26 protein-coding genes are annotated in these 24,979 nt (G+C 71.6%); 7 read left to right on the top strand and 19 right to left on the bottom strand.

Features of this window, described 5'->3' with window-relative positions; genetic code table 11:
- Positions 1-111: 111 nt before the first annotated feature.
- Entirely contained in the window at positions 112-336 is a 225-nt protein-coding gene (locus tag WMF43_RS28645) for a hypothetical protein (RefSeq protein ID WP_437669363.1), read from the top strand.
- Complete coding sequence (locus tag WMF43_RS28650; RefSeq protein WP_437669365.1) at positions 308-784, top strand: DUF6036 family nucleotidyltransferase; 477 nt, start codon at positions 308-310, stop codon at positions 782-784. The genes WMF43_RS28645 and WMF43_RS28650 overlap by 29 nt, the downstream gene beginning before the upstream one ends.
- A gap of 266 nt (positions 785-1,050) precedes the next feature.
- Here the strand turns inward: WMF43_RS28650 and WMF43_RS28655 are convergent, their stop codons facing one another.
- From WMF43_RS28655 to WMF43_RS28665, 3 genes are all read right to left on the bottom strand, one after another.
- A complete protein-coding gene (locus WMF43_RS28655; protein WP_437669366.1) occupies positions 1,051-1,998 on the bottom strand; it encodes an STAS domain-containing protein in 948 nt (315 codons plus the stop codon).
- A gap of 291 nt (positions 1,999-2,289) precedes the next feature.
- Positions 2,290-2,982, bottom strand: a complete 693-nt coding sequence (locus WMF43_RS28660) for a hypothetical protein (protein WP_437669368.1) — start codon at positions 2,980-2,982, stop codon at positions 2,290-2,292.
- A 248-nt stretch (positions 2,983-3,230) separates the two neighbouring features.
- Positions 3,231-4,148, bottom strand: coding sequence for a pirin family protein (locus tag WMF43_RS28665; RefSeq protein ID WP_437669370.1), 918 nt, complete (start codon positions 4,146-4,148; stop codon positions 3,231-3,233).
- Between the two features lie 183 nt (positions 4,149-4,331).
- Between WMF43_RS28665 and WMF43_RS28670 the strand changes: the two genes are divergently transcribed.
- Positions 4,332-5,828 (top strand): monooxygenase, encoded by a 1,497-nt coding sequence (locus WMF43_RS28670; protein WP_437684104.1) that lies wholly within the window; start codon positions 4,332-4,334, stop codon positions 5,826-5,828.
- Positions 5,829-6,066: 238 nt separating this feature from the next.
- On the opposite strand, the gene WMF43_RS28675 is transcribed toward WMF43_RS28670, so the two are convergent.
- From WMF43_RS28675 to WMF43_RS28700, 6 genes are all read right to left on the bottom strand, one after another.
- Entirely contained in the window at positions 6,067-6,462 is a 396-nt protein-coding gene (locus tag WMF43_RS28675; protein WP_437669372.1) for a hypothetical protein, read from the bottom strand.
- Positions 6,463-6,668: 206 nt separating this feature from the next.
- A complete protein-coding gene (locus tag WMF43_RS28680; RefSeq protein ID WP_437669374.1) occupies positions 6,669-7,403 on the bottom strand; it encodes a hypothetical protein in 735 nt (244 codons plus the stop codon).
- Between the two features lie 77 nt (positions 7,404-7,480).
- Positions 7,481-7,735, bottom strand: coding sequence for a hypothetical protein (locus WMF43_RS28685; protein ID WP_437669376.1), 255 nt, complete (start codon positions 7,733-7,735; stop codon positions 7,481-7,483).
- Between the two features lie 4 nt (positions 7,736-7,739).
- Positions 7,740-8,327, bottom strand: a complete 588-nt coding sequence (locus tag WMF43_RS28690) for an RNA polymerase sigma factor (RefSeq protein WP_437669378.1) — start codon at positions 8,325-8,327, stop codon at positions 7,740-7,742.
- An 8-nt stretch (positions 8,328-8,335) separates the two neighbouring features.
- A complete protein-coding gene (locus WMF43_RS28695; RefSeq protein WP_437669380.1) occupies positions 8,336-8,548 on the bottom strand; it encodes a YgaP family membrane protein in 213 nt (70 codons plus the stop codon).
- Between the two features lie 101 nt (positions 8,549-8,649).
- The gene (locus WMF43_RS28700) at positions 8,650-10,122 is read right to left on the bottom strand and encodes an endo-1,4-beta-xylanase (protein ID WP_437669382.1); all 1,473 of its coding nucleotides are present in this window, start codon (positions 10,120-10,122) and stop codon (positions 8,650-8,652) included.
- 199 nt (positions 10,123-10,321) lie between these two features.
- Here WMF43_RS28700 and WMF43_RS28705 point away from each other — a divergent pair, with 199 nt between their 5' ends.
- On the top strand, positions 10,322-10,657 hold the full coding sequence (locus WMF43_RS28705; protein WP_437669384.1) for a carboxymuconolactone decarboxylase family protein: 336 nt from the start codon (positions 10,322-10,324) through the stop codon (positions 10,655-10,657).
- A gap of 247 nt (positions 10,658-10,904) precedes the next feature.
- Here WMF43_RS28705 and WMF43_RS28710 read toward each other — a convergent pair whose 3' ends face one another.
- The gene (locus tag WMF43_RS28710; protein WP_437669385.1) at positions 10,905-11,939 is read right to left on the bottom strand and encodes an SUMF1/EgtB/PvdO family nonheme iron enzyme; all 1,035 of its coding nucleotides are present in this window, start codon (positions 11,937-11,939) and stop codon (positions 10,905-10,907) included.
- 595 nt (positions 11,940-12,534) lie between these two features.
- Between WMF43_RS28710 and WMF43_RS28715 the strand changes: the two genes are divergently transcribed.
- Complete coding sequence (locus tag WMF43_RS28715) at positions 12,535-13,515, top strand: cytochrome P450 (RefSeq protein WP_437669386.1); 981 nt, start codon at positions 12,535-12,537, stop codon at positions 13,513-13,515.
- 58 nt (positions 13,516-13,573) lie between these two features.
- Here WMF43_RS28715 and WMF43_RS28720 read toward each other — a convergent pair whose 3' ends face one another.
- The 5 genes from WMF43_RS28720 to WMF43_RS28740 all read right to left on the bottom strand — a co-directional run bounded on the left by WMF43_RS28720 (position 13,574) and on the right by WMF43_RS28740 (position 16,723).
- The gene (locus tag WMF43_RS28720) at positions 13,574-13,801 is read right to left on the bottom strand and encodes a hypothetical protein (protein WP_437669388.1); all 228 of its coding nucleotides are present in this window, start codon (positions 13,799-13,801) and stop codon (positions 13,574-13,576) included.
- Between the two features lie 224 nt (positions 13,802-14,025).
- Positions 14,026-14,259 carry a hypothetical protein gene (locus tag WMF43_RS28725; RefSeq protein ID WP_437669389.1) on the bottom strand — a complete coding sequence of 78 codons (234 nt, stop codon included), beginning with the start codon at positions 14,257-14,259 and terminating at the stop codon, positions 14,026-14,028.
- Positions 14,260-14,318: 59 nt separating this feature from the next.
- Positions 14,319-14,720: a group II truncated hemoglobin gene (locus tag WMF43_RS28730; RefSeq protein ID WP_437669391.1), complete on the bottom strand. Its 402-nt coding sequence runs from the start codon at positions 14,718-14,720 to the stop codon at positions 14,319-14,321.
- Positions 14,721-14,855: 135 nt separating this feature from the next.
- Positions 14,856-15,884 carry an S-adenosylmethionine:tRNA ribosyltransferase-isomerase gene (locus tag WMF43_RS28735; protein ID WP_437669393.1) on the bottom strand — a complete coding sequence of 343 codons (1,029 nt, stop codon included), beginning with the start codon at positions 15,882-15,884 and terminating at the stop codon, positions 14,856-14,858.
- Positions 15,881-16,723 (bottom strand): SDR family NAD(P)-dependent oxidoreductase, encoded by an 843-nt coding sequence (locus tag WMF43_RS28740; RefSeq protein ID WP_437669395.1) that lies wholly within the window; start codon positions 16,721-16,723, stop codon positions 15,881-15,883. The genes WMF43_RS28735 and WMF43_RS28740 overlap by 4 nt, the downstream gene beginning before the upstream one ends.
- A gap of 89 nt (positions 16,724-16,812) precedes the next feature.
- Between WMF43_RS28740 and WMF43_RS28745 the strand changes: the two genes are divergently transcribed.
- Positions 16,813-17,373 (top strand): helix-turn-helix domain-containing protein, encoded by a 561-nt coding sequence (locus WMF43_RS28745; RefSeq protein WP_437669397.1) that lies wholly within the window; start codon positions 16,813-16,815, stop codon positions 17,371-17,373.
- Between the two features lie 69 nt (positions 17,374-17,442).
- On the opposite strand, the gene WMF43_RS28750 is transcribed toward WMF43_RS28745, so the two are convergent.
- Together WMF43_RS28750 and WMF43_RS28755 are read right to left on the bottom strand one after the other, a co-directional pair.
- Complete coding sequence (locus WMF43_RS28750) at positions 17,443-18,534, bottom strand: hypothetical protein (protein ID WP_437669398.1); 1,092 nt, start codon at positions 18,532-18,534, stop codon at positions 17,443-17,445.
- 142 nt (positions 18,535-18,676) lie between these two features.
- Positions 18,677-19,180: a DUF3291 domain-containing protein gene (locus WMF43_RS28755; RefSeq protein ID WP_437669400.1), complete on the bottom strand. Its 504-nt coding sequence runs from the start codon at positions 19,178-19,180 to the stop codon at positions 18,677-18,679.
- A gap of 370 nt (positions 19,181-19,550) precedes the next feature.
- Here WMF43_RS28755 and WMF43_RS28760 point away from each other — a divergent pair, with 370 nt between their 5' ends.
- Positions 19,551-19,967, top strand: coding sequence for a nuclear transport factor 2 family protein (locus tag WMF43_RS28760; protein WP_437669402.1), 417 nt, complete (start codon positions 19,551-19,553; stop codon positions 19,965-19,967).
- Between the two features lie 224 nt (positions 19,968-20,191).
- Here WMF43_RS28760 and WMF43_RS28765 read toward each other — a convergent pair whose 3' ends face one another.
- Entirely contained in the window at positions 20,192-24,382 is a 4,191-nt protein-coding gene (locus tag WMF43_RS28765; protein WP_437669404.1) for an AAA family ATPase, read from the bottom strand.
- 179 nt (positions 24,383-24,561) lie between these two features.
- On the bottom strand, positions 24,562-24,960 hold the full coding sequence (locus WMF43_RS28770; RefSeq protein WP_437669406.1) for a nuclear transport factor 2 family protein: 399 nt from the start codon (positions 24,958-24,960) through the stop codon (positions 24,562-24,564).
- Between the last annotated feature and the right edge of the window lie 19 nt (positions 24,961-24,979).

Here is a 24,979-nt window from a genome sequence, read left to right on the forward strand (position 1 = left end):
CGACGGGCGTACGTAGTCAGGGTGACGCCCGACGGTCGTCCTGGGGACGCATGCTCGCTCGCTGTCGTCAAGTGTTGCCGCCATGGTAGAGTGGGTCAGGAGCCCGATCCGATGCGTGACCGCCAAGCCGAACCGACAGAGGCTGACACGTTCGACGCCGAGAAGAGCTGGGACCAGCGGATCCTTGAAAGAATCCCTTCCGGGGTTGATCCATCGCTCATTGCCGAGAACCTCCGATTGACTCCCACAGAAAGGGTCGAGCGGATGCGGAAGGCGCTGGAATTCATCGAAGAGGCAAAGGCAGCCCATGGTCACCGACTTCCGGCGCATCGTTGAGGCGCTCACCGGCGAGCGCGTCGACTTCGTGATCATCGGCGGGCTCGCGCTGGTGATCCAAGGCTCGAGCCGCACGACCAACGATATCGATCTCTGCTACTCGCGCACCCGCGAGAACTTGCGTCACCTCGCGCACGCGCTGGCCCCATTCCATCCGACGCTCCGCGGATTTCCTCCTGAGCTGCCCTTCTTCTGGGACGAGCAGACGCTGTGGAGCGGGCTCAACTTCACACTGAGCACAGATATAGGCGCGGTGGACCTGCTGGGCGAAGTGCCCGGAGTAGGTAGCTTTGACGACGTGGTGCAGGGCTCGGAGGAAATCCAGCTCTACGGGGCTGCGGTGCGAATCTTGGGGCTTGACGCACTTGAACGCGCAAAGCGCGCGGCCGGTCGGGCCAAAGATCTGCTCGATCTCGGTGAGATCGCCGCCATCCGCGCACGCCGGTAGTCTCCAGGAAGTGGCGATGAATACGACCCGCGCTGGCCGCACCCTGGTGCTCGTGAAACTAGTCACTTCATCGATGATATTTACGGTCTTGATGCCCGTCAGAGCGATACCTCGCGCCGGCTGCGGGCCGCCGCTCAGCGGGGGTGCGCGACTTCGCCCAGGATCGTCCTCGAAGCCACCTCTGCCGCGAGCACAGCGCGGCGCCGGCTCACCGCAGGCGCTTCTCCGCTCCCAGCGACCCCTCGCTCTGGCGAGGTCCCGCGCAATCACCGCGCCCGCACGCCGCCCTGCATCGCGTACGCGATCCCGGCTTGCAGCGTTCCGCGGGTCACGATGTCGGGCAGGTCGGAGCCGAGATCGACGAGGCACCGCGCGACCTCCGGGCGGATCCCCGTCAGCACCACCTTCGCCCCGAGCAGCCGCACCGCGCTCGCCGCCTGGAGGATCCCCTGGGTGGCCTCCGCGTCCATCCCCGGGACGCCGGTGATGTCCAGGATGGCGACCCTCGCCTGGCGCCGTGTCAGCTCGTCCAGCAGCGCGCCCGTGGCCTGCTGCATCCGGGCCCGGTCGATCGCTCCGATGAGCGGCATGACGATGACGTCGTCGCTGATGGGGATCACCGGCGTGGACAGCTGCACCAGCATGGTCATCTGCGCGCGGATCGTCTCTTCCTTGCTCTGGCGCAGCGCTTCCTCGGCCCGCTTGCGATCCGTGATGTCCAGGAGCGACACGAAACAGCGCTCCCACGTCTGCTCGGCGCCCGCGCTCATCGCGAGCCGGAGCGTGACGGTCCTCAGCTCACCGTCGAGCGTGGAGATGAAGGACTCTTCCTCGAAGGACGTCGCCCCGTTCCCCAGGGCGACGAGCTCGCGGCGGAAGGTCGCCACCGCGGCCTCGACGAAGATGACCGACAGCCCGGCGAGGATCTGCTCCTTGCTCGCGGCGCGGCAAAGCTCCAGCGTGGCCTTGTTCACGTCGAGGATCTTCACCAACCCGATGCCCGTGAAGACGTCGTCGATATGGGCTCGGAAGTGCGCGTCCAGATCGGTGACGCCCGACGCGATGATCCGGTCGAGGTGCTGCCTGACCGCAGACCAGTCCTCCTCCCAGAGGGAGATCGGGGAGCTCTCGAAGATACCCCGGTAGCGCGCCTCGCTCCTCTCGAGCTCCTCGACCCGCCGGCGCAGCTGCGTCAGCTCGTCACTCGTATTCATTGGTGTCATGCGCGATCGGCTGGCTCCCGGAGCACAAGCGCTCAGGATCAGGATGCCACGCCGGCCCCCTCACCGTCACCGTCACACATCGACGGGCCGCTACTCCGCCTCCGACGGAACTGCGCTGCTCCTGGTCAGGCGGCCAACCAGATCAAGGTATGAATCGAACCGGGAAAGGAATCGCCCCTACCCCGCGAACTCATCTCGGTTGGCGCCCGGCGCGCCAGGCGAATACGAAGCACCGACCACAGTCAGAGCGCGACGACCACAATCAAAGCGCGCCAACCACAGTCAGCCCACCGACCGCTGCCGTCCTCGCCGGACGAGGGCGACGTCCTCGAAGCCTCGTTCGCTCCGTCGCTCGCCCGCGCGGCGCGCCGGTCGCCTCGCGCTCGACCAGCGAGCCGCGCTGGCCGTGCTCGCCGAAACCGCCATGGCCCGGAGCGCGCGCATCTCGATATCATCGGCGATCCGCTCTTCCAGGAAGCGCATCGGCGATCCCGGCATTCGCGCGCTCGCCCACAGCAGCGCCGCCGCCTCCGTCGATGATGCTGCGGCGCGTGCGCCCGCCCAGCGCGCCGCGAGCTCCGCGACGCAGAGCCCAGGGTGCCTGCACACCTGGGACCCGGCGACGAGCGCGGCATCGAGCGCGCCCGCGAGCCGGCGCGCCGCGCGGGCGCTCGTCATCACGCGGTCGATGAGCACGCGCAACACCTCGCCGGAGAGCTCCTCGGCGGCCTCACCGCAGTCCTCTCTTCCCACCAGGACGCCGATCTCCTCGCGGGAGAGCGCGAGCGCCGCGATCATCCGGAGGACACGCGGCGAGCAGTGCCACGGCCGCGGGCCGGCGAGCCCGAGCGGGCTCCTCGCGCGCGCGAGCGAGCCCGCCCGCTCCGCGCCGCGCCGCGGCTCGTCGTTCTCCCAACGCTGGAGAGCCGCCGGGCGGCCGCGACCGAGCAATCCCGGCGCCGCCGGCTCCCTCACGACCACCTCCCCCCTCTGCACCCGACGCCGGGAAATACGCGCCGACCAGCGCCTCGACCCGCCACCTGCCGCCCGAAATCGCGGGCCACCAGCCCACCCGCGGAACCCGCCAGATCCCACGCCGAATTGAAAATGATTTTCATTTTCTAAATATGTAGGACAGCGCCGCGGTGCAGGTCAAGCCGTTTCGTGAACAGCCCCCGCTCGATGGAGGTGGACGGAACGCCGCGTCGGCGCCGGCGGCGCCCTCAGGCGTCAGGGAACGGGATGAACTCGACCTCGTCGCCCGGGACCTTGGGGAAGCGCCCGGCCTTCCAGTCCTGCTTCGCGCGCTCGATGCGCTCCCGTGAGCTCGAGACGAAGTTCCACACGACGTGGCGTTCGCCGTCGAGCGGGGCGCCGCCGAGCAGCATCACGCGGCTCCGGGAGAGCGCGTGCAGCACCGCCGGCGCTCCGGCGCGGAACACGAGCATCGCCCCCTCCTCGAACCGCTGGCCGTCGCAGCCGACGGCCCCTTCGATCACGTAGGCCGCGCACGACGTGTGGCCGTCGGGCAGCGGGAGCGCCGCGCCCGGGTCGAGCTCGGCGTGCACGTAGAGCGTCGGCGACAGGACGCCGACCGGCGAGCGCGCGCCGTACGCCTCCCCCGCGATCACGCGCAGCGACGCGCCGGGCCGGGTGACCACGGGGATCGTGGCCGCGGGGTGGTGCTCGAAGCGGGGAGCGTGCTCCTCGTGCTCCACCGGCAGCGCGATCCAGCACTGGACGCCGTGGAGGCGCGTCTCCTCCGCCAGCCGAGCCGGGTCGCCGCGCTCGGAGTGGACGATGCCGCGCCCGGCGACCATCCAGTTGACGTCGCCAGGGCGGATCAGCTGCGCGGTGCCGAGGCTGTCGCGGTGGAGGATCTCCCCCTCGAACAGGTAGGTCAGCGTCGCGAGCCCGATGTGCGGGTGAGGGCGCACCGAGATCCCCTCCCCTGCAGCGAAGCTCGCCGGACCCATGTGATCGAAGAAGACGAAGGGGCCGACGAGGCGGCGGCGGATCGACGGCAGCACGCGGCGCACGGTGAAGCCGCCCAGGTCGCGGGGGCGCGCGTCGATGACGAGCTCGATCGCGTCCGCGGGCGAGTCCACACACGCAGGTTCATGGTCAGGGTAGCGGCTCATCGAAGTCTCCTTTGCAGGGCGGGGCCGGACCGCGGGGACCCACGCTCGATGCGCGACTCTACCCGCTCCAGCGGGGATGCCATGGCGCTTCGAGCCCGCACGACGGGCCGCCGCCTTGACTCTAACACCGTTCGATTTACTCTAACGGTGTTCAAGTTCTTGGCCCTGGAGGTCTCAATGGCGGTGGACGCTGACGTGCTCGTCGTGGGCGGAGGTCCGGTCGGTCTGATGCTGGCGTGCGAGCTCGCGCTCGCGGGGGTCCGGGTGTGTGTGCTGGAGCAGCTCGCGGCGCCGACCGAGCAGTCGCGCGCGCTCACGCTGCACCCTAGGAGCCTCGAGATCTTCGATCAACGCGGGATCATCGATCGTTTCCTGCGCCGCGGAGCGCCGGTCCCGGCTGGGCACTTCGCGCTGCTCGAGCCGCGGCTCGACTTCTCGCGCCTCGACACGCGGCACCCGTACACGCTGTTCCTGCCCCAGGTGCAGACGGAAGAGCTCCTGGAGGAGCGGGCGCGCGAGCTGGGGGCCGAGATCCTGCGCGGGCACGCGGTCGTCGAGGTCGCGGAGAGCGAGGGAGGCGTCGCGCTGTGGATCCAGGGCCCCGAGGGGCGGCTCCGCGGGCGCGCGCGTTACGTCGTGGGCTGCGACGGGGCCGCGAGCGTGGTGCGGCGCGCGATCGGCGTCGGCTTCCCGGGGAGCGACGCGACGCTGACGGCTCTCCTCGGCGACGTCGAGATCGCGGAGGGCGCAGGCAGGCCAGCTCCCCGCACGGGCCCCCACGGCGCAGTGCTGGCGGCGCCGCTCGGCGGCGGGCTCTACCGCTTCGTCGTGTTCGATCCGCTGCGGATGCACGCGAGCAAGTCCGAGCCGGTCACGCTCGACGAGCTGCGGACCTCCGTGCAGCGGATCCTCGGGACGGACTTCGGGATGCGCCGCGCGCGCTGGCTGTCCCGCTTCGGCAACGCGACGCGGCTGGCCGAGCGCTACCGCGTCGGGCGCGTGTTCCTCGCGGGTGACGCCGCGCACATGCATTTCCCGGCCGGCGGGCAGGGGCTCAACGTGGGGCTGCAGGACGCGACGAACCTCGGCTGGAAGCTCGCCGCCGCGGTCAAGGGCTGGGCGCCGCCCCACCTGCTGGACAGCTACCATGACGAGCGCCACCCCGTCGGCCAGGCGCTCCTGCGCAACACCGAGGCGCAGACCAGGCTGCTCGACGTGTCAGGGCCCGGCCTCTCGCTCCGGGGCGTGATGAGCGAGCTGCTCTCCATGGATGTGGTGAACAGGCACCTCGCCGGGCAGATCAGCGCGCTCGACGTCGCGTATCCGCCCGCCGAGGGCGCGGCGGCGCACGCCCTGTCCGGCCGGAGGGCGCCCGACCGCGGGCTCGAGACGGCGCGCGGCGCGACGCGCCTGTACGAGCTGCTCCACGCGGGCCGGTACGTGCTGCTCGACCTGGTCGGCGACGCGCGGATCGAGGCCGCGGTCGGGGCGCGGCGGGATCGCGTCGAGCTCGTCCGCGCGACGGTCGCCGACCGGGAGAGCGAGCTCGCCGGCGTCGAGGCGCTCCTCGTGAGGCCGGACGGCCATGTCGCCTGGGCGAGCGACGCGGCGCGGCGCGCGTGGCGCATGGCCGACCTCGGGGACGCGCTCGAGCGCTGGTGCGGGCGCGCGCGGCCGTGAGCTCGGAATAGGCATCGCCGGCGCTCGGCAGGGCGCGACGATGGCGCCGGCCGACGGTCCTGCCGGAGCGCGGCGCCCTCGGCGGCGGAGCGGCGACCGCGGCGCACGCGCGCGGCTCACGGCCCGCGTCACCGGCAGGATAACGCTCTCCTTCACGGCACCTCGGTGTTCGGGCGGCCGCCCTCGCGCTCCCCCTGCGCGAGCCCCGCTCAGGAGCCGAGCGCTGCGCGAGCCCCGCTCAGGAGCCGAGCGGCGCGCCGCAGCGCTCGCACTGCTTGGCGCGGTACGGGTGCTTCGCCTGGCAGTTCAGGCAGAGCTTCGGCAGGAAGTAGAGGATCGCGAGGCCGACGCAGGTGAACAGGCCGAGGAGGCCAAGGGCGCCGTTCCGGCCGCGCATCTTCGCGTAGTTCACGAGGGCGATGATGAACAGGACCGCCCCGCCGGCCGAGAGGAGCACGTTCTCCGTCGTGCGGCCGATCGACTGCAGCACGAGCCCCGGCAACCCGAACGCGAAGCTCATCGTGTTGAGGCGCTTCAGCTGCCGCTGGATCTCGGCGCGCCGCTCCGGGCTGATCTGCTCGCCGGGCGCGGGGCGATGCTCGGTGGGTGCGGTCGGAGGTGCATACGGGTTCATGCGATCTTCCTTCTCGGTGCGCGTTCCGGCGTGGTCTCGCGGCGCGCCGCAGGGCGACGCTCTCAGGCTATGCGCCCTCCCCGAGGCGGAACAGCGGGATCCGCCCCGCGCCAGGCCTCACCCCCCGAGAGGACCAGCTCGCCTCGACGCGCACACACGGCGCGATCCACCTCCGGCGGCGCGCGCAGCCCGCGCGCAGCGGGCGCTCAGAATGCCACGCGCAGCCCCACGCCCAGGGCCCCTGCGCCGCCCGGCGCGGCGACGGCGCCCGGACCGACGAGGAGGCGCGCCGCGGCGGCAGGCTCGCCGGACTCGGGGCCTTTCCGCACCCTCTGCTTGCCGATCACGTAGAGCGGCAGGCCGACGGCGACCGCGGCGCCCCCGACGAGCGCTGTTGCGACCGCTTCATCGTATCCGTCGCGGCGCTCGTCTGCGCCCACGGGGCGATCGTGCGTCGCCGCGATCAGGACAACGCCGCTGACCAGGGCGACCCCTCCGAGGATGGCGACGCCGAGCCCGGAGAACATCAGGACGGCGCTGCGCCGCTCCGTCGTCCGCTCCATGAACTCGCCGAGCTCCTCCTCGGTCGCCTCGAGATCCAGCTCGAGCCTGCGCCTCCTGGCCCCATTTCTCTCCTCGTCGGAGCCGGCCTGATCGAGCAGGCGCAGCTGGCGCTCGATCCCGGCGATGCGGGCCTCGTACGCGGCGAGCGCCTCCTCCCACGTCGCCCCCGGCGGGAGCCCCGGCGCGGCGTAGGGCGCGGCCGGCGCGGCCGGCGACGGGAGCGGCGCCGCAGGCTCCCCCGCCGTCTGCGCGGCCGCCGTCGACGCGAGGGCGACGGCGCCGAAGGCCAGCCCCCACGCCGCGAGCCAGCCGCGCGCCCTCGGGCGGCGCGCCGGCCGCGGCGGTGGAGGTGCGGGATGGGGATGACCTCGTTCCATGGAGTCCGGGGCAGGGCCTAGCAGAGGTTCCTGCTCACGGGAACGCTCCGGGCGCCGCGCGTCGGGCCGCGGGCGCCTCAAGGTCGATTCGGCGCGCAGCTGCCATCCTCGCAGCTCCCCTCGGCGCGCCGCCCGCGCGCCCTGGCGAGGACGGTCTGGATCAGCCCGAGCGTCCAGCACGTCGGGCAGCCGCGCAGCGCCGCGAGCGCGACGGCGACCAGCGCGATCGCCGCCCACGGGGACGCTGGCGCGAGGTGCACCGCGAGCGCGAGGGCCCCGAAGCCGATCGCCCCGCGCGCGAGGTGCGCCGCGACGCTCCTGCTCGCGAGCATCCCCCTACCCTCCCCGCGCGGCCGGCGGCGCGTCCCGCCGGAGGATCTCCGTGCGCACGGCCTGCCGCGCCCGGTGGAGCCGGCTCTTCATGGCCGCCTCGCTGAGCCCCAGCGTCGCGCAGACCTCCTCGCCCGTCAGCCCCTCGACGTCGCGCAGCACGAGCACCTCCCGGTAGGGCGGCTCCAGGCCGGCGATCGCCTCGTGCACGGCCCGCACGAGCCGCCAGCGCTCGAGCGCCGCCTGGGGGTCGAGCTCGGCGAGCGCGTGGACGACGTCGGCGTCGGCGTCGTCCACGCGCTCGCCGAGGCGCGCGCGCTCCCGCGCGAACGGGCGCAGCATGCGCAAGCACAGGTTCCGCACCACCGTCATCAGCCAGGAGAGCACCCCCGGGTGGCTCGCGACGTCGGGCCGGCGGGCGAGCTTCGTGAAGGCCTCCTGGACCGCGTCGTCCGCGTCGGAGGCGTCGCGGCACACGCGCAGCCCGAAGCGGTACACGCGGTCGTGGTAGGCGCGGACGAGCAGCTCCAGCGCGCCGTCGTCGCCGCGCGCCGCGGCCGCGAGCACGGTGTCGTGGGGGGTCGACGCTTCCATGCAGCGCCTCAGCCGCGAGGGGCAGGGCAGCTCGACCTGCCCAGGAGAGTGTACCCGAGGCACGTGCCCGCGAGGGCCGTGAACATCACGTAGACGCCCGGCAGGCCGAACGCGGCGAGGCGCGCCGCGAGCGGCAGCGGCGCCGCCCAGGCGCACGCAAAGAGGGCGAGCGCGCCCAGGCCACGGAACAGGCGATCCATCTTCCCGACGTTACATTTCATGAGCTCCTCCGTCCTGTCACCCGGGAGAAGCCCCGGCGCGGGACGGAGGATTCAGGAAATCGTCACCGGAGCGCCGCCCGCGCGGACGGCGCAGCGGCCCGTCAGCGGCGGCCGAGGTAGTTCATGAGCCAGGTCATGGCCGGCCGCATGGCGCCGCTCGGCTGCTGGAGGCCGGTGTTGGCCCTCCAGGTGGCGCCCACGATGTACCCCCAGAGCGTGATGCCTTTGACCTCGGGGTGGTTCCAGAACATCGTGAACTGACTCTCCATCACCCTGCGCTGCTCTTCGTCGTTCGCGATGCCGATGTCGTACTCGGTGATGTACACGGGCTTGCCCAGCGAGGCGAGCCTGTCGATGAACCCCTTCACGGTGGGAGTGCTCAGCTTGTAGGCGTCGTGGGCCTGCGCGCCGAGGGCGTCGACCGGGGCGCCCGCGTTGATCACCGCCCTCGCGATCCTCATGAAGTTGTTGTGATCGCCCTCGTACTCGATGTTGTTGTAGTCGTTGAGGATCAGGACCGCGCCCGGGCAGTACTCGCGCGCCCACTTGAACGAGTTGACGATCCAGTCGTAGCCGCTGCCGCCGTCGCCGCCGATGCCGTCCTTGTACGAGGGCGTGGTGTGGGGCGGCGGCTCGTTCACGACGTCGATGTACTTCACCTGGGGGTAGCGCGCGCAGAACGACCGCATCCAGTCCTTCACGGCGGCTTGCTGATCCGCCCTGGAGAGGCTCGCTATCCAGCTCGGTTGCTGGCTGCCCCACACGAAGGTGTGCCCCTTGAACGGGATGTTGTTCGTCTGCGCGTACCTGTAGATCGCGTCGAGCTTGCTCCAGTCTTTCACGCCGCGGGACCTCTCGACGTCGCCCCACTTGCCCTCGTTCTCGGGCGTGATCTGGTTCCAGTACCTCGCGAAGCCGTCGCGCACCGCGCCGTTCGTCGTGATGTTGCCCACGAACTTGGCGCCCGTCGAGGTCCCGCCGCCGGAGCCGCCCCCGCCGCCCGAACCACCAGCGCCGCCGGCGCCGCCTGAGCCCCCCGCGCCGCCCGAACCGCCAGCGCCACCCGCACCACCGGCGCCGCCCGCGCCGCTGCTCGACGAGGAGCTCGAGGACGAGCTCGAGCTGCTGCTGGAGGAAGAGCTCGCGCTGGTGCTCGATCCGCCGCTGCCGGTGACCGAGACGAGCGTGGGCCTGCCGGTGCCGTTCGCGCAGAAACCAAAGCTCGTCGCGTCGCGCGGGGCCAGCCCTCCGTTGTAGGACTCGTTGGTGGCGCTGAGCTGCCCGCCCGACGGCGAGGTGCGCGCGTTCCACGCGCTGCTCACCGTCGATCCGTTCAGCCCGACGACCACGCCCCAGCCGGTGGTCCGGGCGGCGCTCGCGTTCGTGATCGTCACGTTCGCGCAGTACCCACTGCCCCACTGCGACTGGATCGCGAGCTCCGCCGTGAGCGCGGAGTCCGGGCTGCTCAGCTCGGACTCCAGGGAGTCGCTGTACTCCTCTTCAAGCGACCCGACGGTGCAGGCGACCAGGCAGCATGCGAACGAAGCGGACAAGCACCCAAGCAAGCGAGTCATGCGCATCGTAATTCTCCATGGCGGACCGTCCGAGCCGCGGGATTTGCTCAAGATGGATAAGTGAATCAGAAGGATACCCGCGCGCTCCGCCGCTCTACGGGTTTGAGTCGACGAGATTCCCGGACAGCAGCTTTTTGATCACGATCCTGTCCGCTCGTTTGCGCCGATCGCGCGCCCTGCGATCGTTCCTACAGCAACGTTGCAATCTCTGGCTCGCGGCATAACATCCGCTCCGCAACGCTGCGATCCCATTCGCCAGGAGAAGGACCGTGAGCCACGCTGTGTTCGACGCCCGGGCCTCGACCTGCGGACTCGGCTGCTGACCGCCGTCGCCGCCCTGGCGGCCGTGGGCGACTCGGAGGTGCCGCTCGGCAACCACATCCGCTACGCGCTCAACGTCGGTTGCACGCGCGAGGAGATCGTCGAGACGGTCATGCAGGTATCGGTCTACGCGGGGTTCCCGCGCGCGGTGAAGGGGCTCGCCGTGGTCGAAAAGGTCCTCGCGGAGCGGGGCGGCGAGCGCGGCTCCCGGTGAGCTCGATCGGGTGGAGTCGCCGCCGGCGCCTTGCAGCGCGCCGGCGCCGTCGGGCGCTGCTGCGCTCGCGTACAGTTGCCCGCAGCTGCGGTCAGGGCGCCGAGGGCTGCATCACGCACCCGGGGGGCCGCGCCGCCTGCCGGGGAGGAGCGCGGCCCTCACCCACGGGACGGGCGAGGCGCGCACCCTCTTCGGGCCGCCCCTCGCCCGTGCGTCCCGGGGGGTGTTTGTCGCGGGTCCGCCGCGTTCACTCCACGGCCTGCGGCTCGGCGTCCGCGCAGCAGCGGAAGCCGACCTCGTAGCCGTAGTCGTCTTCCTTGTGAAAGGTCGTCATCGGACGGCACTGGCTCCGGATGGGACCCCACCATCCGCCCTTGAGCCCGCTGCGGTAGGGGGCCTTCTGGTCGGTGCGCACCACCCACTCGTTGACGTTGCCGTTCAGGTCGAAGACGCCCGCCCACGAGGCGCACGCCGCGCGCGCGCCGGCCGGCTCGCGGCCGTCCAGGCGCGCCAGCTCGGCGGCGCACCGCTCGTTCTGCTGGCACGCTTCGTAGTGGAGCAGCCGCTGCGAGTGGTCGGGAAAACGGTAGTCCCGGTCCTGGTTGCACGTCTCGGCGTCCCGCTCGTAGCCGTAAGCGTAAGGCAGCTGCTCGGGGCCCTCGCAGGCGAAGTTGAACTCGGCCTCGGTGCACAGCCGCTTGCCCTGCGCCGCGCAGAGATCCGCGGCCTGCTCCCACGAGGTCAACGTGCGCGGCAGCTCGCCCGGCACGTTCGGGTACTCGTAACGGTCCATGCAGAAGGAGAGATTCTCGTTCTTCTTGGCGACGCACCGCGACGGCTCACGGAAACGCAGGCACCGGGCGGCCACACCCGGCTCGCCGTGGCGTTTCGTCCACTCGGGGTGGTATTCGAGGCATTCTTGCACCACCGCGGGGCAATACTCACCCTCCACCCTCACCATCCCGCCGGGGCAGCCATCGGTCCGTCCAGGCAGAGCGGCCGCCGCCTCGCTCGCCGTGGGCTCGGCCAGCGGCCCGTCGGTGTCCGTCTGCAGCGGCCCATCGGTCGCCGGCTGCGCCTCCGCCTGCGCCGGCTGCGTCTCTGCCTGCGCCGGCGGCGTCTCCGCCTGCGGAGGCGCGGCCTGCGAAGCGCCGGACATCTCCGCCGACAGATCGCGAATCTCGACGCTTCGAGCGTCGCCCCCCTCCGTGTCCGAGTGACTGCCGCAGCCGTAGGCCGCGACGCCGAGCAGTGTCAGTACTGTGAAGCCCAGGGTTCGCACGTCTACCTCTTCCCACTCTTGGCTACACCAGCGCACATGCGCGGGCCAAGATCGAGGCTGTACCGGGCTCGCCTTCATTTCCCTGCGAGCGTCGGCAGCCGGCTGTAGAGATTGCAAAATCTCGGCCTGATATCGGGCGCGGAGATCTCGGGCCACATGGCTTCTCCGCCTGGTGTCGGCCCGCCGCGTGGCCGTCCCGTCGGCCGGAATGGCCGGCCAGCGCACGGCCATCTGGGCCACCATCCGGGCCGCGACATGCGCGCCCTACCTCGTGTTGCGCGCGGGCCTCGCTTGGATGTCTCGACGTCTCAACCGGTTGCCGCGGCCACGGCCACGGCCACGGCGGCGGCTTCCCTCACCGGGCGGAGCCCCTGCGCGCGCGGTCACACGGCCGACGAAGTCGCGCCCGCATACCACATAGAGGAGGAGGTGAGCAAAACGCGGGCTGCAGGCGCGCCGACGATGACGCGCGCCGGGCGCGCCGGCGCCGCGCGGGTGCTGCTGTTCCTCGTCGAGGCGAGGCGTGGCGCGGCGCGGCGCGGCGCGGCGCGGCGATGGACTCGCGCGCGCCACGCGCCAGACGCAGGAGGATCCCATGACCGAGCACCTTGGCATCGATCTCACGAGCGAGCGCTTCTTCGCCGACCCGTTCCCCACGTTCGAGCGGCTCCGCGCCGAGGCGCCGATCTACTTCTTCGAGCCGACGCGGTGCTTCCTCCTCAGCGCCCAGGCCGACATCGAGGCCATGGTGAAGCGGGACGAGGGCGAGGTGGACGTCGTCTCGGGCCTCGCCGAGGTCGTCGCCATCACCACGATCGCCGACATGTTCTCGATCCCCGACGCCGATCGGCCGATGTTCATGCGCTGGTCGACCGACATCGTGAAGCCCACGGGCGGTAACCTCACCTCGGACGAGGTGAAGAGGACGGTGAAGCAGAGCACGAGCGACATGGCCGATTACATGGCGCGCCTCGTGGAGGAGCGCCGGAAGGCGCCGCGCGACGACGTGGCGAGCCGGTTCATCGCGGCGGAAGAGGAGAGCCCGGATCTCCAGGGGGAGGCGGCGGTGCAATGCTTCCAGATGGTCGGGGCCGGGTTCGTCACGTCCATGAACCAGATCGCGAACACGGTGGTCGCGCTCCTCAAGCACCCGGAGGAGCTCGCCAGGCTCCGCCGAGATCCGGGGCTTCTGCGGGGCGCCATCGAGGAGGGCTTGCGCTGCGAGCCCGCGATCCTCTCGATCAACCGCCTGTGCGCCGAGGACACGGAGATCCGCGGCGTCAAGATCGCGAAGGGGGAGTTCGTGTTCGCGATGACCGCGGCGGTGGGCTGTGATCCCGAGCTGTTCCCGGAGCCGAGCCGCTTCGATATCACCCGCCAGCCGAACCGGCACATGACCTTCGGGAGCGGCGTCCACTACTGCCCGGGGGCTCCGCTCCTCCGCATCGAGGCCGAGGAGGCGCTCCGCGGGCTGCTCTCCCTGCCGCGGTGGGAGCTCGCCGAGGAGAGGCTGAGCTACGCGGGATCCAATTTCCAGGACCGGGGTCCGCAGTCGCTGCGCGTTCGCTTCTCGTGAGCGGTCAACGAAGGACGTTCACGTAGCGAACGTCGCGGGGCTCCCCGGGCGTCCGACGTCAGCGGCGACAGCAGATGCCGCCTTCGATGCCGAATTCCACGTTCCCGAGGAGCTCCTCGCCCGCGGGGCAGCCGTCGCGCTGGCTGCTGCCGTCGCCGGGGTCGGGGATCGTGTAGCCGCCAGCGTCCTCGCAGTCCTCGGGAGAGAGCGCGTCGGAGGAGTCCCCGCAGGCGCCGAGCAACAGACCACAGGCGAGCGACAAGATAACGAATCGAAGAGCGCGCATTGAAAAACCTCCATCGAAGCCGCGACCAACCGTACCTTGGAGCGCGCGGAATGCCTATTGGACAGCAGCTTTTCGATGGCGCCGGCCCGGTCTGCGCGGTGTAGGTCGGCGCGGACGACGCGCCGCTCGGCGCTCAAGCGCCGAAGACAGGTCGCTGAAGGCACGGGCGGAGAGCCCGAAGGCTTCCACCTAGGTTCGGCCCTCCGCTGAGCGGATCGGACAGGCTATTTGCCGGAGTCCTCGTCCTCGCCGAGCGCGCCGCCGATCAGACCGCCCGTGGCGCCGATCGCCGCGCCGGCACCACCTCCGAGCAGGCCGCCGGCCAACGCTCCTTTGGCAGCGCCGCCGGCCGGGTCGCCCTCGGTCGACTCCTTCGCCTGGTCCTCCCCCGCGGCGGGCGCCGCCTTGTCGCGCCCGGGGATCGTCCTTGCCGGCTCGTCCTTCTTCGGTGTTTTCATGCTGAAGTTTTCAGCAAGACCCGCGCCAAGCCGGGTACGATCCGGGGCTCGCACCTGGATCAGCCCGGTCGATTGCGCATGAAGTCCGCCACCTCGCCGAGGCGCTGGTCGAGGAAGGCGCGGAGGGGCTCGGGCACGTCGAGCTCAGCCATGGCCGCACGCATGCAGCGCATCCAGGCGTCGCGCATCGCCACATCGACCGGGACGCGGGCGTGGCGCATGCGCAGCCGCGGGTGGCCGTGCGCCGCGATGTAGTCCTGCGGGCCGCCCAGCCAGCCGATCAGGAAGAGGGCGAACCGGTCGCGGCTCTCGCGGCAGACCTGGCCGCCCTCGTCGCAGACGTGGAGGCGCGCGAGCGCCGGCTCGTCGCGGGCCATGAGGTCATAGAAACGCTCGACCAGCCGGCGCACCGCCGGCTCGCCGCCCAGCAACGTGAAAGGGGTCTCGTGCGGTTCGACCATGGACAGCGCCATCCTCTACCGGATCCGCCCCGTCGCCGCACCCTGCTTCCGGGCGCCGCCGGACGGGGGCAGGCGGCGCGTCACGGCGGTTCCTCCTTGCCTCCCGCCCCCGTGATTCCATTCACCTCCAGGCGCTCAGCTGAGGACAAGGTACGAGTCGCCGAACTCGTGGCAGAGATACCCGGCCTGCTCGGCGTGGGCGTTAGCGCGGTGGAGCAGCTCTGCCGGCGCGAACGCCTCGAGCAGCCGGAAATGGCTCTCCGTCGGGTCGTGCACGCCGGTCAGGAGCCCGTCGACCACCCTGGGACGGAAGCCGGGGCGCAGGACGAGATCCGTCACGCCCGGGCCCGCGCGGAGCTCGCCCCCGTGCTGGGCGGCGCAGCCCTCGAGGGCGCGCGTGACCGTGGTGCCCACCGCGACGACCCGGCGGCCTGCCGCCTTGGCCTCGCGCACCGCCGACACCGTCTCTTCCGGGATGTCGAAGCGCTCCGGCAACGGGAGCAGGGCGTCCAGGGCCGGATCGCCGGTCGACGAGATCCCGGCGGCGTGCGTGAGCGAGGCGACGCGGACGCCGCGGCGGATCAGGTCGAGCAAGAGGCTCCACACGAGCGGACGGCCGGCCGAGGGGAGCTCGGCGCAGAGCGGGCGGCTCGCGTAGCGCGTCTGCGCGTGCCAGATCTCGAGCGGGGCCGCGACGTACGCGTACTGGATCGGGCGCCCACGCCGGTAGAGCGCCGACCAGAGCGACGCGCCGCGCTCGCGGAAGGCGATCTCGACGAGGCGCGGCGAGGCCGCCGAGACGCGCTCGACCGCGGCCGAGAGATCGTCGCCGAAGCGCACCACGTCGCCCGGGCCGAGGGCGGGCGGCGCCGGGCGGTCCTCGGTGCGCGTGCGCCAGTCGCCGGCGCCGAAGAGGAGCGCCGCGTAGCGGCCCTCGTCGGCCAGCTCGCCGATGAGGCGCACCTCCACCGGCGCGCCGCCCTCGGTCGCGCCGCGGAGCGAGGCCGGCAGGGTGGCGCCGTCGTTGACGACCAGGAGATCGCCCGGCTGGAGCAGCGCGGGCAGGTCTGCGATGCGCCCGTCGCGGAGGCGCCCGAGGCGCGGATCCACGTGCAGGAGCCGCTCCTCGAGGGGGTTGTCGCGCGGCCAGGTGGCGGGGCTCATGGCGCCTCCGGGAGGCGCGAGGCCTCGACGCGGGCGCCGCTCGGCACCTCGCCGGCGCGGGCGACGAGCGCGACGATCCGGCGCGCGACGTCCGCGGGATCGGCGAGCGCGCTGGGATCCGCCTCGGGGATGGCCTCGGCGTGCATCCTCGTGTTCATCTCGCCGGGATCCACCGAGTAGAACGAGACGCCCGTGCCCTCGAGCTCGGCGGCCCAGGTGCGGGAGAGGTGATCGAGCGCCGCCTTGGAGAGGCCGTAAGCGCCCCACCGCGGATAAGCGTTCACCGCCGCGTCCGAGCTGATGTGGACGACGACCCCGCGCCGCCGGAGCGCCATCGCGCCGGCGATCACCTTGGTGAGGCGGAAGGGGCCGACCACGTTGACCTCGAGCACCCGGCCGAGATCCTCGCACTCGGTGTCGAGCAGGATCGGCAGCGGCGTCCTGCCGAGCGTGCTCGCGTTGTGGACGAGCAGATCGATGGGCCCCACGAGCGCCGCCGCCGCGCCGGCGATGGCGTACGTCTGGCCCTTGTCGCCGATGTCCGCCGCGAGCGCGTGCGCGACGCCGCCCTGCGCGTTGATCTCGGCGGCCACCGCCTCGAGCGGCGCGCGCTCGCGCGCGACCAGGACCACCTGCGCGCCCCTCCGGGCGAGCTCCTTCGCGAGCGCCGCGCCGAGCCCCCGGCTCGCCCCCGTCACGAGCGCCGCGCGCGGCGCGAACGGCGCGGCGTGGACGTCGCGCGCGGCGTGGACGTCGCGCGCGGCGTGGACGTCGCGCGGCGCCGCCGGGATGTCGCCGGCCTGGATGAGCGTCTCGCTTCCGGTCGATTCGTTGTTCATCGTGATTCCTCCTCGAGCACACCCTAACGCGCGCCCGCTCATGTGTTGGACAGGTCTCCAACGCATTGGAATCGTGCTAATGTCCGGGCATGGACCAGGATGTGGCGCTCTCAGGGAGGCTCGCGAAGAACATCAAGCAGCTGCGCGAGGCCCGCGGGCTGACGCAGCAGCAGCTGGCCAAGCTCGCCGGCGTGCCCCGGGCGACCTGGGCGCACCTCGAGTCCGGCGCGGCGAACCCGACGCTCGGCGTCCTGCACCGCGCGGCCGCGGCGCTCCAGGTCTCGATCGAGGAGATGCTCGCCGCGCCCCGCGCCGCCTGCCAGCTCTACGCGCGCGACGGGCTGCCCACGCGCTCCCCAGGGCAGGCGCTGGTGCGCAAGCTGCTCCCGGACCCGATCCCGGGCATGGAGATGGATCGCATCGAGATCCCGCCGGGCGGCAGGATGACGGGGGTCCCGCACACCCCCGGGACACGCGAGTACCTGACGTGCGAGACAGGCACGCTCGAGCTCGTGGTCAGCGGCGAGCGGTTCTCGCTGGGTGCGGGCGACGTCGCGGTGTTCCGCGGGGACCAGCGCCACTCGTACCACAACCCCGGCAAGCAGCCGGCGGTCGGCTACTCGGTCGTGGTGCTGGCGCGGGTGGTCTGAGCGGCACCGCCGGCAGCGCGATTCAGCACCTCCGGCAGCGCGCCTCAGGGCCCTCCGACGGAGCCCGACTCAGCGCTTCCGTCGCCCGACCAGCGCGGCCCAGGCGAGCAGCGCGAGCGCCGCGCCCCCGAGGGCCCCACCTCCGGCCGCGCCGTCGCTGCCGGCCGCCCGGCAGCTGCAGCCACGCACGATCGTGTCGTCGTCCAGGCTGCCGCCGTCGTCGCCAGCTCCGCCGTCACCTTCGCCTTCGCCGTCGCCGCTGTCGCCCTCCCCGCCGCCGCCGCCGTCTCCACCGGCGCCGGCCCCCTCCCCTGGAGCGCACGTCCCTCCGGGATAACGATCCGCGGACGTCCACTCCGGCTCGTCCGGAGGGCTCGCTTCGATCGGCCCAGCTCCCTCCGGATCCGTTCGGTAGTTGCACGGCTTGCAGGCGTGCACCGCCCCGCTCGCGGCGTTCCCGGCCGCGTCGGTCGCCTGGATCCTGAAGCACAGCGCCTCCGGGGCGTCGGTGCCGCCGAGCACGTCTCTGGTCGCGCGGAGGTTCATCTCGACCGGCGAGGCCTCCACGAGCTGGTTCCACGAGAACGCGAGCTCCGTGAACGTGTCGTCCCGGAACCCCTCGACCTTGTAGATCACGGGGCTCTCTCCAGCGCCCGCGGCCTCCCCCGCGGCCGTGATCCACCAGCTGATGCTGCTGGGCGACTCGCAATTGTTCGGCGCGTGGGCAGCGTGTTGGTAGACGTCGAACGAAAGCGCCGCGGGCGCCGGTGGAGCGGTCGTGTCGGGGTCGCCGGCCGTGAGCTCGATCCTCGTCACCCCGCACGACGGCTCTGGCGCGCAGAAGTCGCCCTCGATCACGATCCCCTGCCCCTTGCCGGGCGTCGGCTCGATCCGCCCGGCGAGCGTGTACCCGGCCAGGACGTCCGGCACGGCCACGAGGCGCGCGGGCTCGCCGTCCACCGTCACGGACACCCCCTCCAGCGAGATGTCGTACCCCTCGAAGAAGATCGCCGCGTTCGCAGGGTACGTCGCACCGCTCTCCGGCAAGGTGCCCTGGAGACCCGACGACGAGGCGCCGCACGCGTCCGCGCTGGACTCGAGGGCGATCAACGAGGCTGCGGCGGCAAGCAGACCAGCAGTCCAGCAAGTCAATCTCATCATCGGCGCGAGCATACCGAGGACCCCCCGGGGACACGCCGAGGAGATCCGCCGGAAGCTTGCTCTGCCGCCCGCGCGCGACGACGCGACGATCTCGGCCCGCGCGCCGGGCATGTCCAGGACGAGGCGCGCCGCGAGCGCCCGTTCAGCCGGCCGGACAGCGCAGCGCCTCGTCGCCGGGGACGGGGGCGGCCAGCACGTCCGGCGCGGAGAACAGGTGGCGGAAGGTGAACGCGCGGGGCGTCGGTCCGTGCCGGCGGAGGTGCTCGAGCCGCTCCTCGGCCTCGGCGACGGTCGGGGTGTGCCCGGCCGGGACCCACCACAGCGCGGTGATGGCCTCCCGCATCGGGACGAACCACTCCCGCCTGCGGCGCATCACGGCGGCGTGCTCGGGATTGCGGAAGACGAAGTCGGACAGGGCCTCCGCAGACTCCCACACCGACATGTTGACGAGGATCCGATCGTCGCCGAACGCCCGCACCGCGGTGGCGTTGCCGCCGTATTCCTTCAGCCGCCACACGAACCCGGGCGCGGCGTCGGCAAGCGCGTTGACAGGGTCGAGCGCGGACACGAAATCGGCAAGCAACGCCGAGTCCAGCGGCTCCAGGGGCAAGGCGATGTTGACCTGAGCGAGGTGGTGAGGCGGCATCCAGCCGAGATTATCACCTCCCCTCGGGTCGGGCACGAGGCGGCCCAGAGGCGTTCACATCCTGCCGCGTGGGCGCGTGGACCGGATCAGGGCGCCGGGAGCTGGCCCTCGGCGGCGCCCGCCTCGTGTCTTCCGGGCTCTCGGCCGTGAACCGGCCGCAGCGCGCAGGCCCTGACGGCGCGGCTCGGTCCGCCCGCGGGCGACCCGCCGGCACACGGGCGAGCGGGCTGCACAGGGACGCCGGGGTCGCGCGTCGCCCCGGCCCGTCGTATTCTCGGCCGAGATCAGGCGTCGTCTCGACGCGGGAGCAGCCAGTCGTATGGAGTCCTCGGAAAGACAACCGGCGAGCCCCGAAGGTTCGGTTCGCCAGATGCTCATCGATTTCGCCCGCGCCTTCGCACAAGGCGATCTCGACGCGCTAGGCGGAATGTTCGTTCACGATGACGCGCTGATCTTCTACGGCACGCACGACAAGCTGCATTTCACCCGGTGGGCCGACGTCGAGCGCTCCTTCCGGCGACAGAGCGAGGTCCTGAAGGCTCTCGAGTGCAGGATCACCGGTGACATCCACGTGCGCCTCCTGGCCGGTGGGGCGGCAGCGTGCGCCGGGACGGCCGGCTTCGGCATCCACACCGAGATGGCCGGCGTGCGCTTCGACCTGCCCGCCCTCCGTCTGACCTGCACGGTGGAGCGCCATGAATCCCGCTGGCGTTTCGTGCAGATCCACCTCTCCGTGTCGGACAACCCGTTCCTCGCCCGCGTGGGCCACGTCCTCGAGGGCGCCTAAACCTCGCCCCCGACTCCACCCGACCGCAGGCCCCCAGCGAGGGTGGCCGCCGCGCGGCGCGGGGGACGGGCTGTTGTTTGAGCCCAGATGACGTCGTGTCTCCGGAGTGCGCAGCACGGAGGGGACACGACGTCCAAGGCGAGTTCAGCCCGTCCCCCGCGCCGCGCGGCGGCCACCCTCGCTGGGGGCCGCCCAGCTCGGCAGGCCCCCCGAGCTTCACGAGCTCACGAGATCACGTCGGCCGACTCCGCCAGATCCCGCAGCGCCTTCTCGCTCCGGCGCAGCGCCTCCTCGGTCCGCTGGCGCCTGTCCACCTCCTGCTCCAGCTCGCCGCGGAGCACGGTGTTCTGCAGCGCGAGCGCCGCCAGGAACTCGAGGAGCGACAGCCGGCGCAGGATGAACGCGCCGTGCACCAGCCGGTTCTCCAGGTACAGGAGCCCGCCCACCTCGCCGGGGCTCTTCATGAGCGGCATGCAGAGCACGGACTTCGGCCGCTCCCGCACGAGGTACTCGTCCGTCGCGAAGGCGCTGCTCGCCGCCACGTCGCTGAGCAGCACCCGCTCCCGCGTCCGCTCCACGTAGTTGACGATCGACGCCGGAACGCGGGTCGCGACCGGCGCCGTGCTCCGCTCGAACACGCGGATGCTGGTCCCTTCGCGGTCCACCACGGCCTCGGCGGCGAGCCGCAGCCCGTCCCCGGTGAGGAGCAGACAGCAACGCTCCGCCCCCTCGTGCTCGACGACGAGCCGCATGAGCGACTCCATCATCTCCTTCGGGGTCATGTCGCTCGACAACGTCCGCGAGACCTTCACGGCGGTCTGCGCGTCGATCGCCTCCGCGGCCATCGCGATGACGCTGCTGCCGGTGGCGCGGTGCTGCTCCTGATCCAGGACGAGCGCGTGCCGCTGCTCCAGCTGCCTCACCTTGGCGCTCGCGCCCCAGCGGGAGTACGCCGCCACCGCCTCCCTCAGGTAAAGCCCGGGCAGGCCGGTGTAGCCGCGATCCAGGTAGAAGCGCGCGGCGAGCTCGCTCGCGATGGCCTCCTGGTGGATGAAGCGGCTCTCCCTGAAGGCCACGATCGCGCGGTCGTAGAGCGCCGCCGCGTCCAGGTGCCTGCCCTCGACCCGCGCGATCTCCGCGGACACGAGCGCGTGTTTGCCGGCGAAGTTCCCGGGGCAGCTCTCGGCCCACACGCCCAGGCGCTGCTCGTGGCTCGCGAGCGAAGCCCGCAGCGCGGCCTGCGCCTCCTCCGGGGCGAGCGCCGCATAGGACGCCCTGGCGAGCGCCGCGTAATACTCATGCTCGGCGGACAGGATCATGCCGTTCCCGCCCGAGATGTTGCGCTCCGCGGCGTCGGCGGCCGCGGCCGCAGCCTCGTAGTCGCCCGAGAGGAGGTGCTGCGCGGTCTTCATCACGTAAAGGACCAGCCGCACGCTCGGGAAGCTCTCCTTCTCGAGGCGCTCCGCGAACGCCTGCTCGTCGAAGTCGTCCCCGCTCAGCGTGCCGAGCTGGCGCGTGAAGCCCTGGAGCGCCTGGGCGAAGCGCTGCATGCTCGTCACCGCGTCCACGATGAACATGATCTTCGCCTTGGTCGCGAAGTCCACCGCGCTCACGGTGACCTTGTACGTCTCCTCCAGCGGGTCGCCCCGCACGATCTGGGCGAGCGCGAGCTGGAGGTAGTTGAAGCTCCCCCACGTGAGGTTGCCGACGTCGTTCGAGGCCTGGATGCCGACGCGGGAGTAGCTCACATAGGCGTCGACGTGGCGGGTCCACACGGAGATGACGGACGCGAGCATGTTCGTCACCTGAGGCTTGTACTCGACGGCGCCGAGCGCCTCCGTGAGGTCGTACCCCACCTTCCCGATCCGGTCGCCGTCCCGGTACGCGTTGAGCCTCACGCACAGCGCCTTGCCCAGGCTCGCATACCCGATGCCGGAGGCGTTCGCGTTGCCGTGGCGCAGGCTGAGCCGGACCATGTGGCAGACGAGCAGATCGTTGAGGTTCGGGTCCGTATAGAACGACGAGGCGTACATGACCGCCATCACGCTCATGGCGGTGATGATCGACGGCTCCGTCATCCTCGGCTGGGCGAGGATCTGCTCGGCGGTGTGCTCGCGGAGCGCGTCGCGCAGGCGCGCGAGCTCCTCGAGCACCTCCGCGTCGGTCGGGTGAGGCTGGATCTCGATGCCGAGGAGCGAGAGGCACACGAGCCCCACGGCGACGCAGTGATCGTGCGCGGAGCGGGCCGTGTGGTTCTGCATCAGGACGGAGTAGACCGCCGCCTTGTCGAGCCGGGTCCGCGCGCGCTCGAGCAGGAGCGAGCACAGCCGGATCGACGTCTCGAACTCCCCGTTGACGCACGCGCTCTCGGCGCGCTCGAGGTGGAGTGCGAAGGCGAGCGTGTCGTCGTCCTCCGCCCAGTCGTCCTCTCCGATGAGCGACGCGCCGGCGGAGAAGTAGCTGACCGCCGATCCGTAGGCGCCGGAGGCCCTCGCCTTCCTGCCGGCGCGGAGGTTCAGGCCGGCCACCCTGCGCCGCTCGCCCGGATCGCGCACGAGCGACGAGCCGATGTTGAGCTGGTTCGTGATCTCGAACAGCCGATCCTCCAGCGAGTCCTCGGGCGTCTGCACGAGGAGCAGGCGGCCGATGCGGAGGTGCGTCTCGGCGCGCTTCTCCTCGGGGATGAGCAGGTAAGCGGCCTGCTGCACGCGGTCGTGGAGGAACTTGTACGTCTGGTCCCGGCTCGCCACGAGCCCATCGCGGATCGCCGGGGCGATGGTGGCGTGGGTCGTCTGCGGCGACTCGCCGTAGAGGTCCGAGAGCACCTCGGCGTCGATGCGCGTCCCGAGGCACGCGGCGATGGTGAGGACGCGCTGCGCCTCGGCGTCGAGCCGCCGGAGGCGGCTCAGCACCAGGTCGACGACGTTCTCGGTCAGGTTCTGCGCGGCGATCGCCTCGATGTCCCAGTACCAGACGGCGCTGTCGGTATCGAGCCGGACCAGCTTCTCGCGATAGAGCTCCATCAGGAACTGGCCCACGAAGAACGGGTTGCCGCCCGTCTTCTGGACGAGGAGCCGGGTGAGCGGCGCCGCGTGCTCGTCGTCGCAGCGGAAGGTGTCCATGACGAGCTGGAGGACGTTCTCGTGGGGCAGCGGCTCGAGGCTGATCGTCGAGATGCGCGCGCCGGCCGCGCGGATCTGCTGGAGCGCGCCCGTGAGCGGGTGCGAGGGGCTCACCTCGTTGTCGCGGTAGGCGCCGATGATGAGGAGGTGGCGCTTCTCGGGCACGGCGACGATATCGCGGAGGAGCCGCAGGCTCGCCGGGTCCGCCCACTGGAGGTCGTCCACGAACAGCACGAGCGGGTGCCGCTTGCGGGCGACCGCCCCGAGGAAGGCGTGGAACACGCGGACGAGCCGGTTGCGCGCCTCGGCCGGCGCGAGCGGCGGCACCGGCGGCTGCTCGCCGATGACGAGGGCGAGCTGGGGGATGATGTCGGTGATGAGCGCGCCCTCCTCGCCGAGCGCGTCCCGCAGCCGGTACTGCCACGCCGCGAGGGCCTGCGGGCTCTCCGTCAGGATCTGCCGGACGAGCTCGCCGAACGCCTGGGCGATGGTGCGGTACGGGATGTCGCGCTGGAGCTGCTCGAACTTGCCGGAGATGAAGGCCCCGCGCTCGCGCACGATGGGCTCCTGCACCTCCCGCACGAGGGACGTCTTCCCGATGCCCGAGTAGCCGGCGACGAGCACGAGCTCGGCGGTGCCCGTCGCGACCACGCGCTCGAACGCCTCGAGCAGGAGCGCGCGCTCGCGCTTCCGACCGTAGAGCTTCGTCGGGAGCTGGAGCCGGTCCGGGATGTCCGACGTCCCGAGCGGGAAGATGTCGATCATCCCGAGCTCCTCCAGCTCGGTGAGGCACATCTGGAGGTCCGACCAGAGCCCGAGGGCGGTCTGGTAACGATCCTCCGGCGCCTTCGCGAGGAGCTTCATGACGATCGCGGCGACGACCCCGTGGACGTTCGGGACCACCTCCGAGAGCGGCACCGGGGGCCTCGCGATGTGGGCGTGCGCCCACCCCGGCGCGTCCTCGGCCTCGTGAGGCCGCTTGCCGGACAGGATCTCGTACAGCGTGACGCCGAGCGAGTACAGATCGGCGCGCTCGTCGATCGGCCAGTCGACACGCCCCGTCCGCTCGGGGGCGACGTACGGCAGCGAGAGCGGGTTGATCTTCGTATGGTCGGAGAGGCCCATGTCGCCGCGCGACGCGCCGAGGCCGCCCTGGAGCGCAACCTCCCCGGTCTCCGGGTGCGTCGAGATGTTCGCTGGGCGAATATCCAGATGCAGAATGCCCGATCGATGAAGTTTCGACAGCGCCGCTGCGATCTGGACCGCGTGCGCCAGGAATTGACGAAGATCCATAGGAACCCTGGTGATCGTGAACGAGACGATCCTAGGTGGACGGTACTAGAAGCAAGATCCCTGTCAATCGCTCCTCCGGCTTTTCGGGCGCGGGGCTCGGTCGCGGGAGCGCGCAGGGCGGCGCGGCGCGACGCCGCCGGAGCGGCGGTGTCGCCCGGGGGCGCCGCGGGGGCGTGGATTCAAGAGGCGTCCGAAATCTTCGTCGTGTGGTGCACGATCGACTTCCACACGCCCCCCTGGTTCTCCCAGACGGAGCAGCAGTGGATGGTGTTATCGAGCTTGACATCTCCCTTGAGCTCGGCAGTGGATCGGTAGATCCCGCTCACGACGGCGACGCCGTCGCCGAGGATGCGCACGTCGAACCGCCGGATCTCCTGCGTGTACGACAAGATGCGACCGACGAGCTCGAGGTACTCGTCCTTGCCGCGCTGCACGCCGCTGTAATCCACGTACCGCCAGCCTTCGGCCAGGTGGCGGTCCATGAAGCTGTAGTCCTTGACCGCCCCTACCGCCTTCGTCCACGCCTGGAAGAGCGCGATGAGCTCCTCTCGCGCCTGCTCCGCGTTGATCTTCGACATTCTCCACCTCCGCCGCGCG

Origin of the sequence: Sorangium sp. So ce131, from assembly GCF_051519095.1 — a bacterium.
In the GTDB taxonomy this organism is placed as follows: Bacteria; Myxococcota_A; Polyangia; order Polyangiales; family Polyangiaceae; genus Sorangium.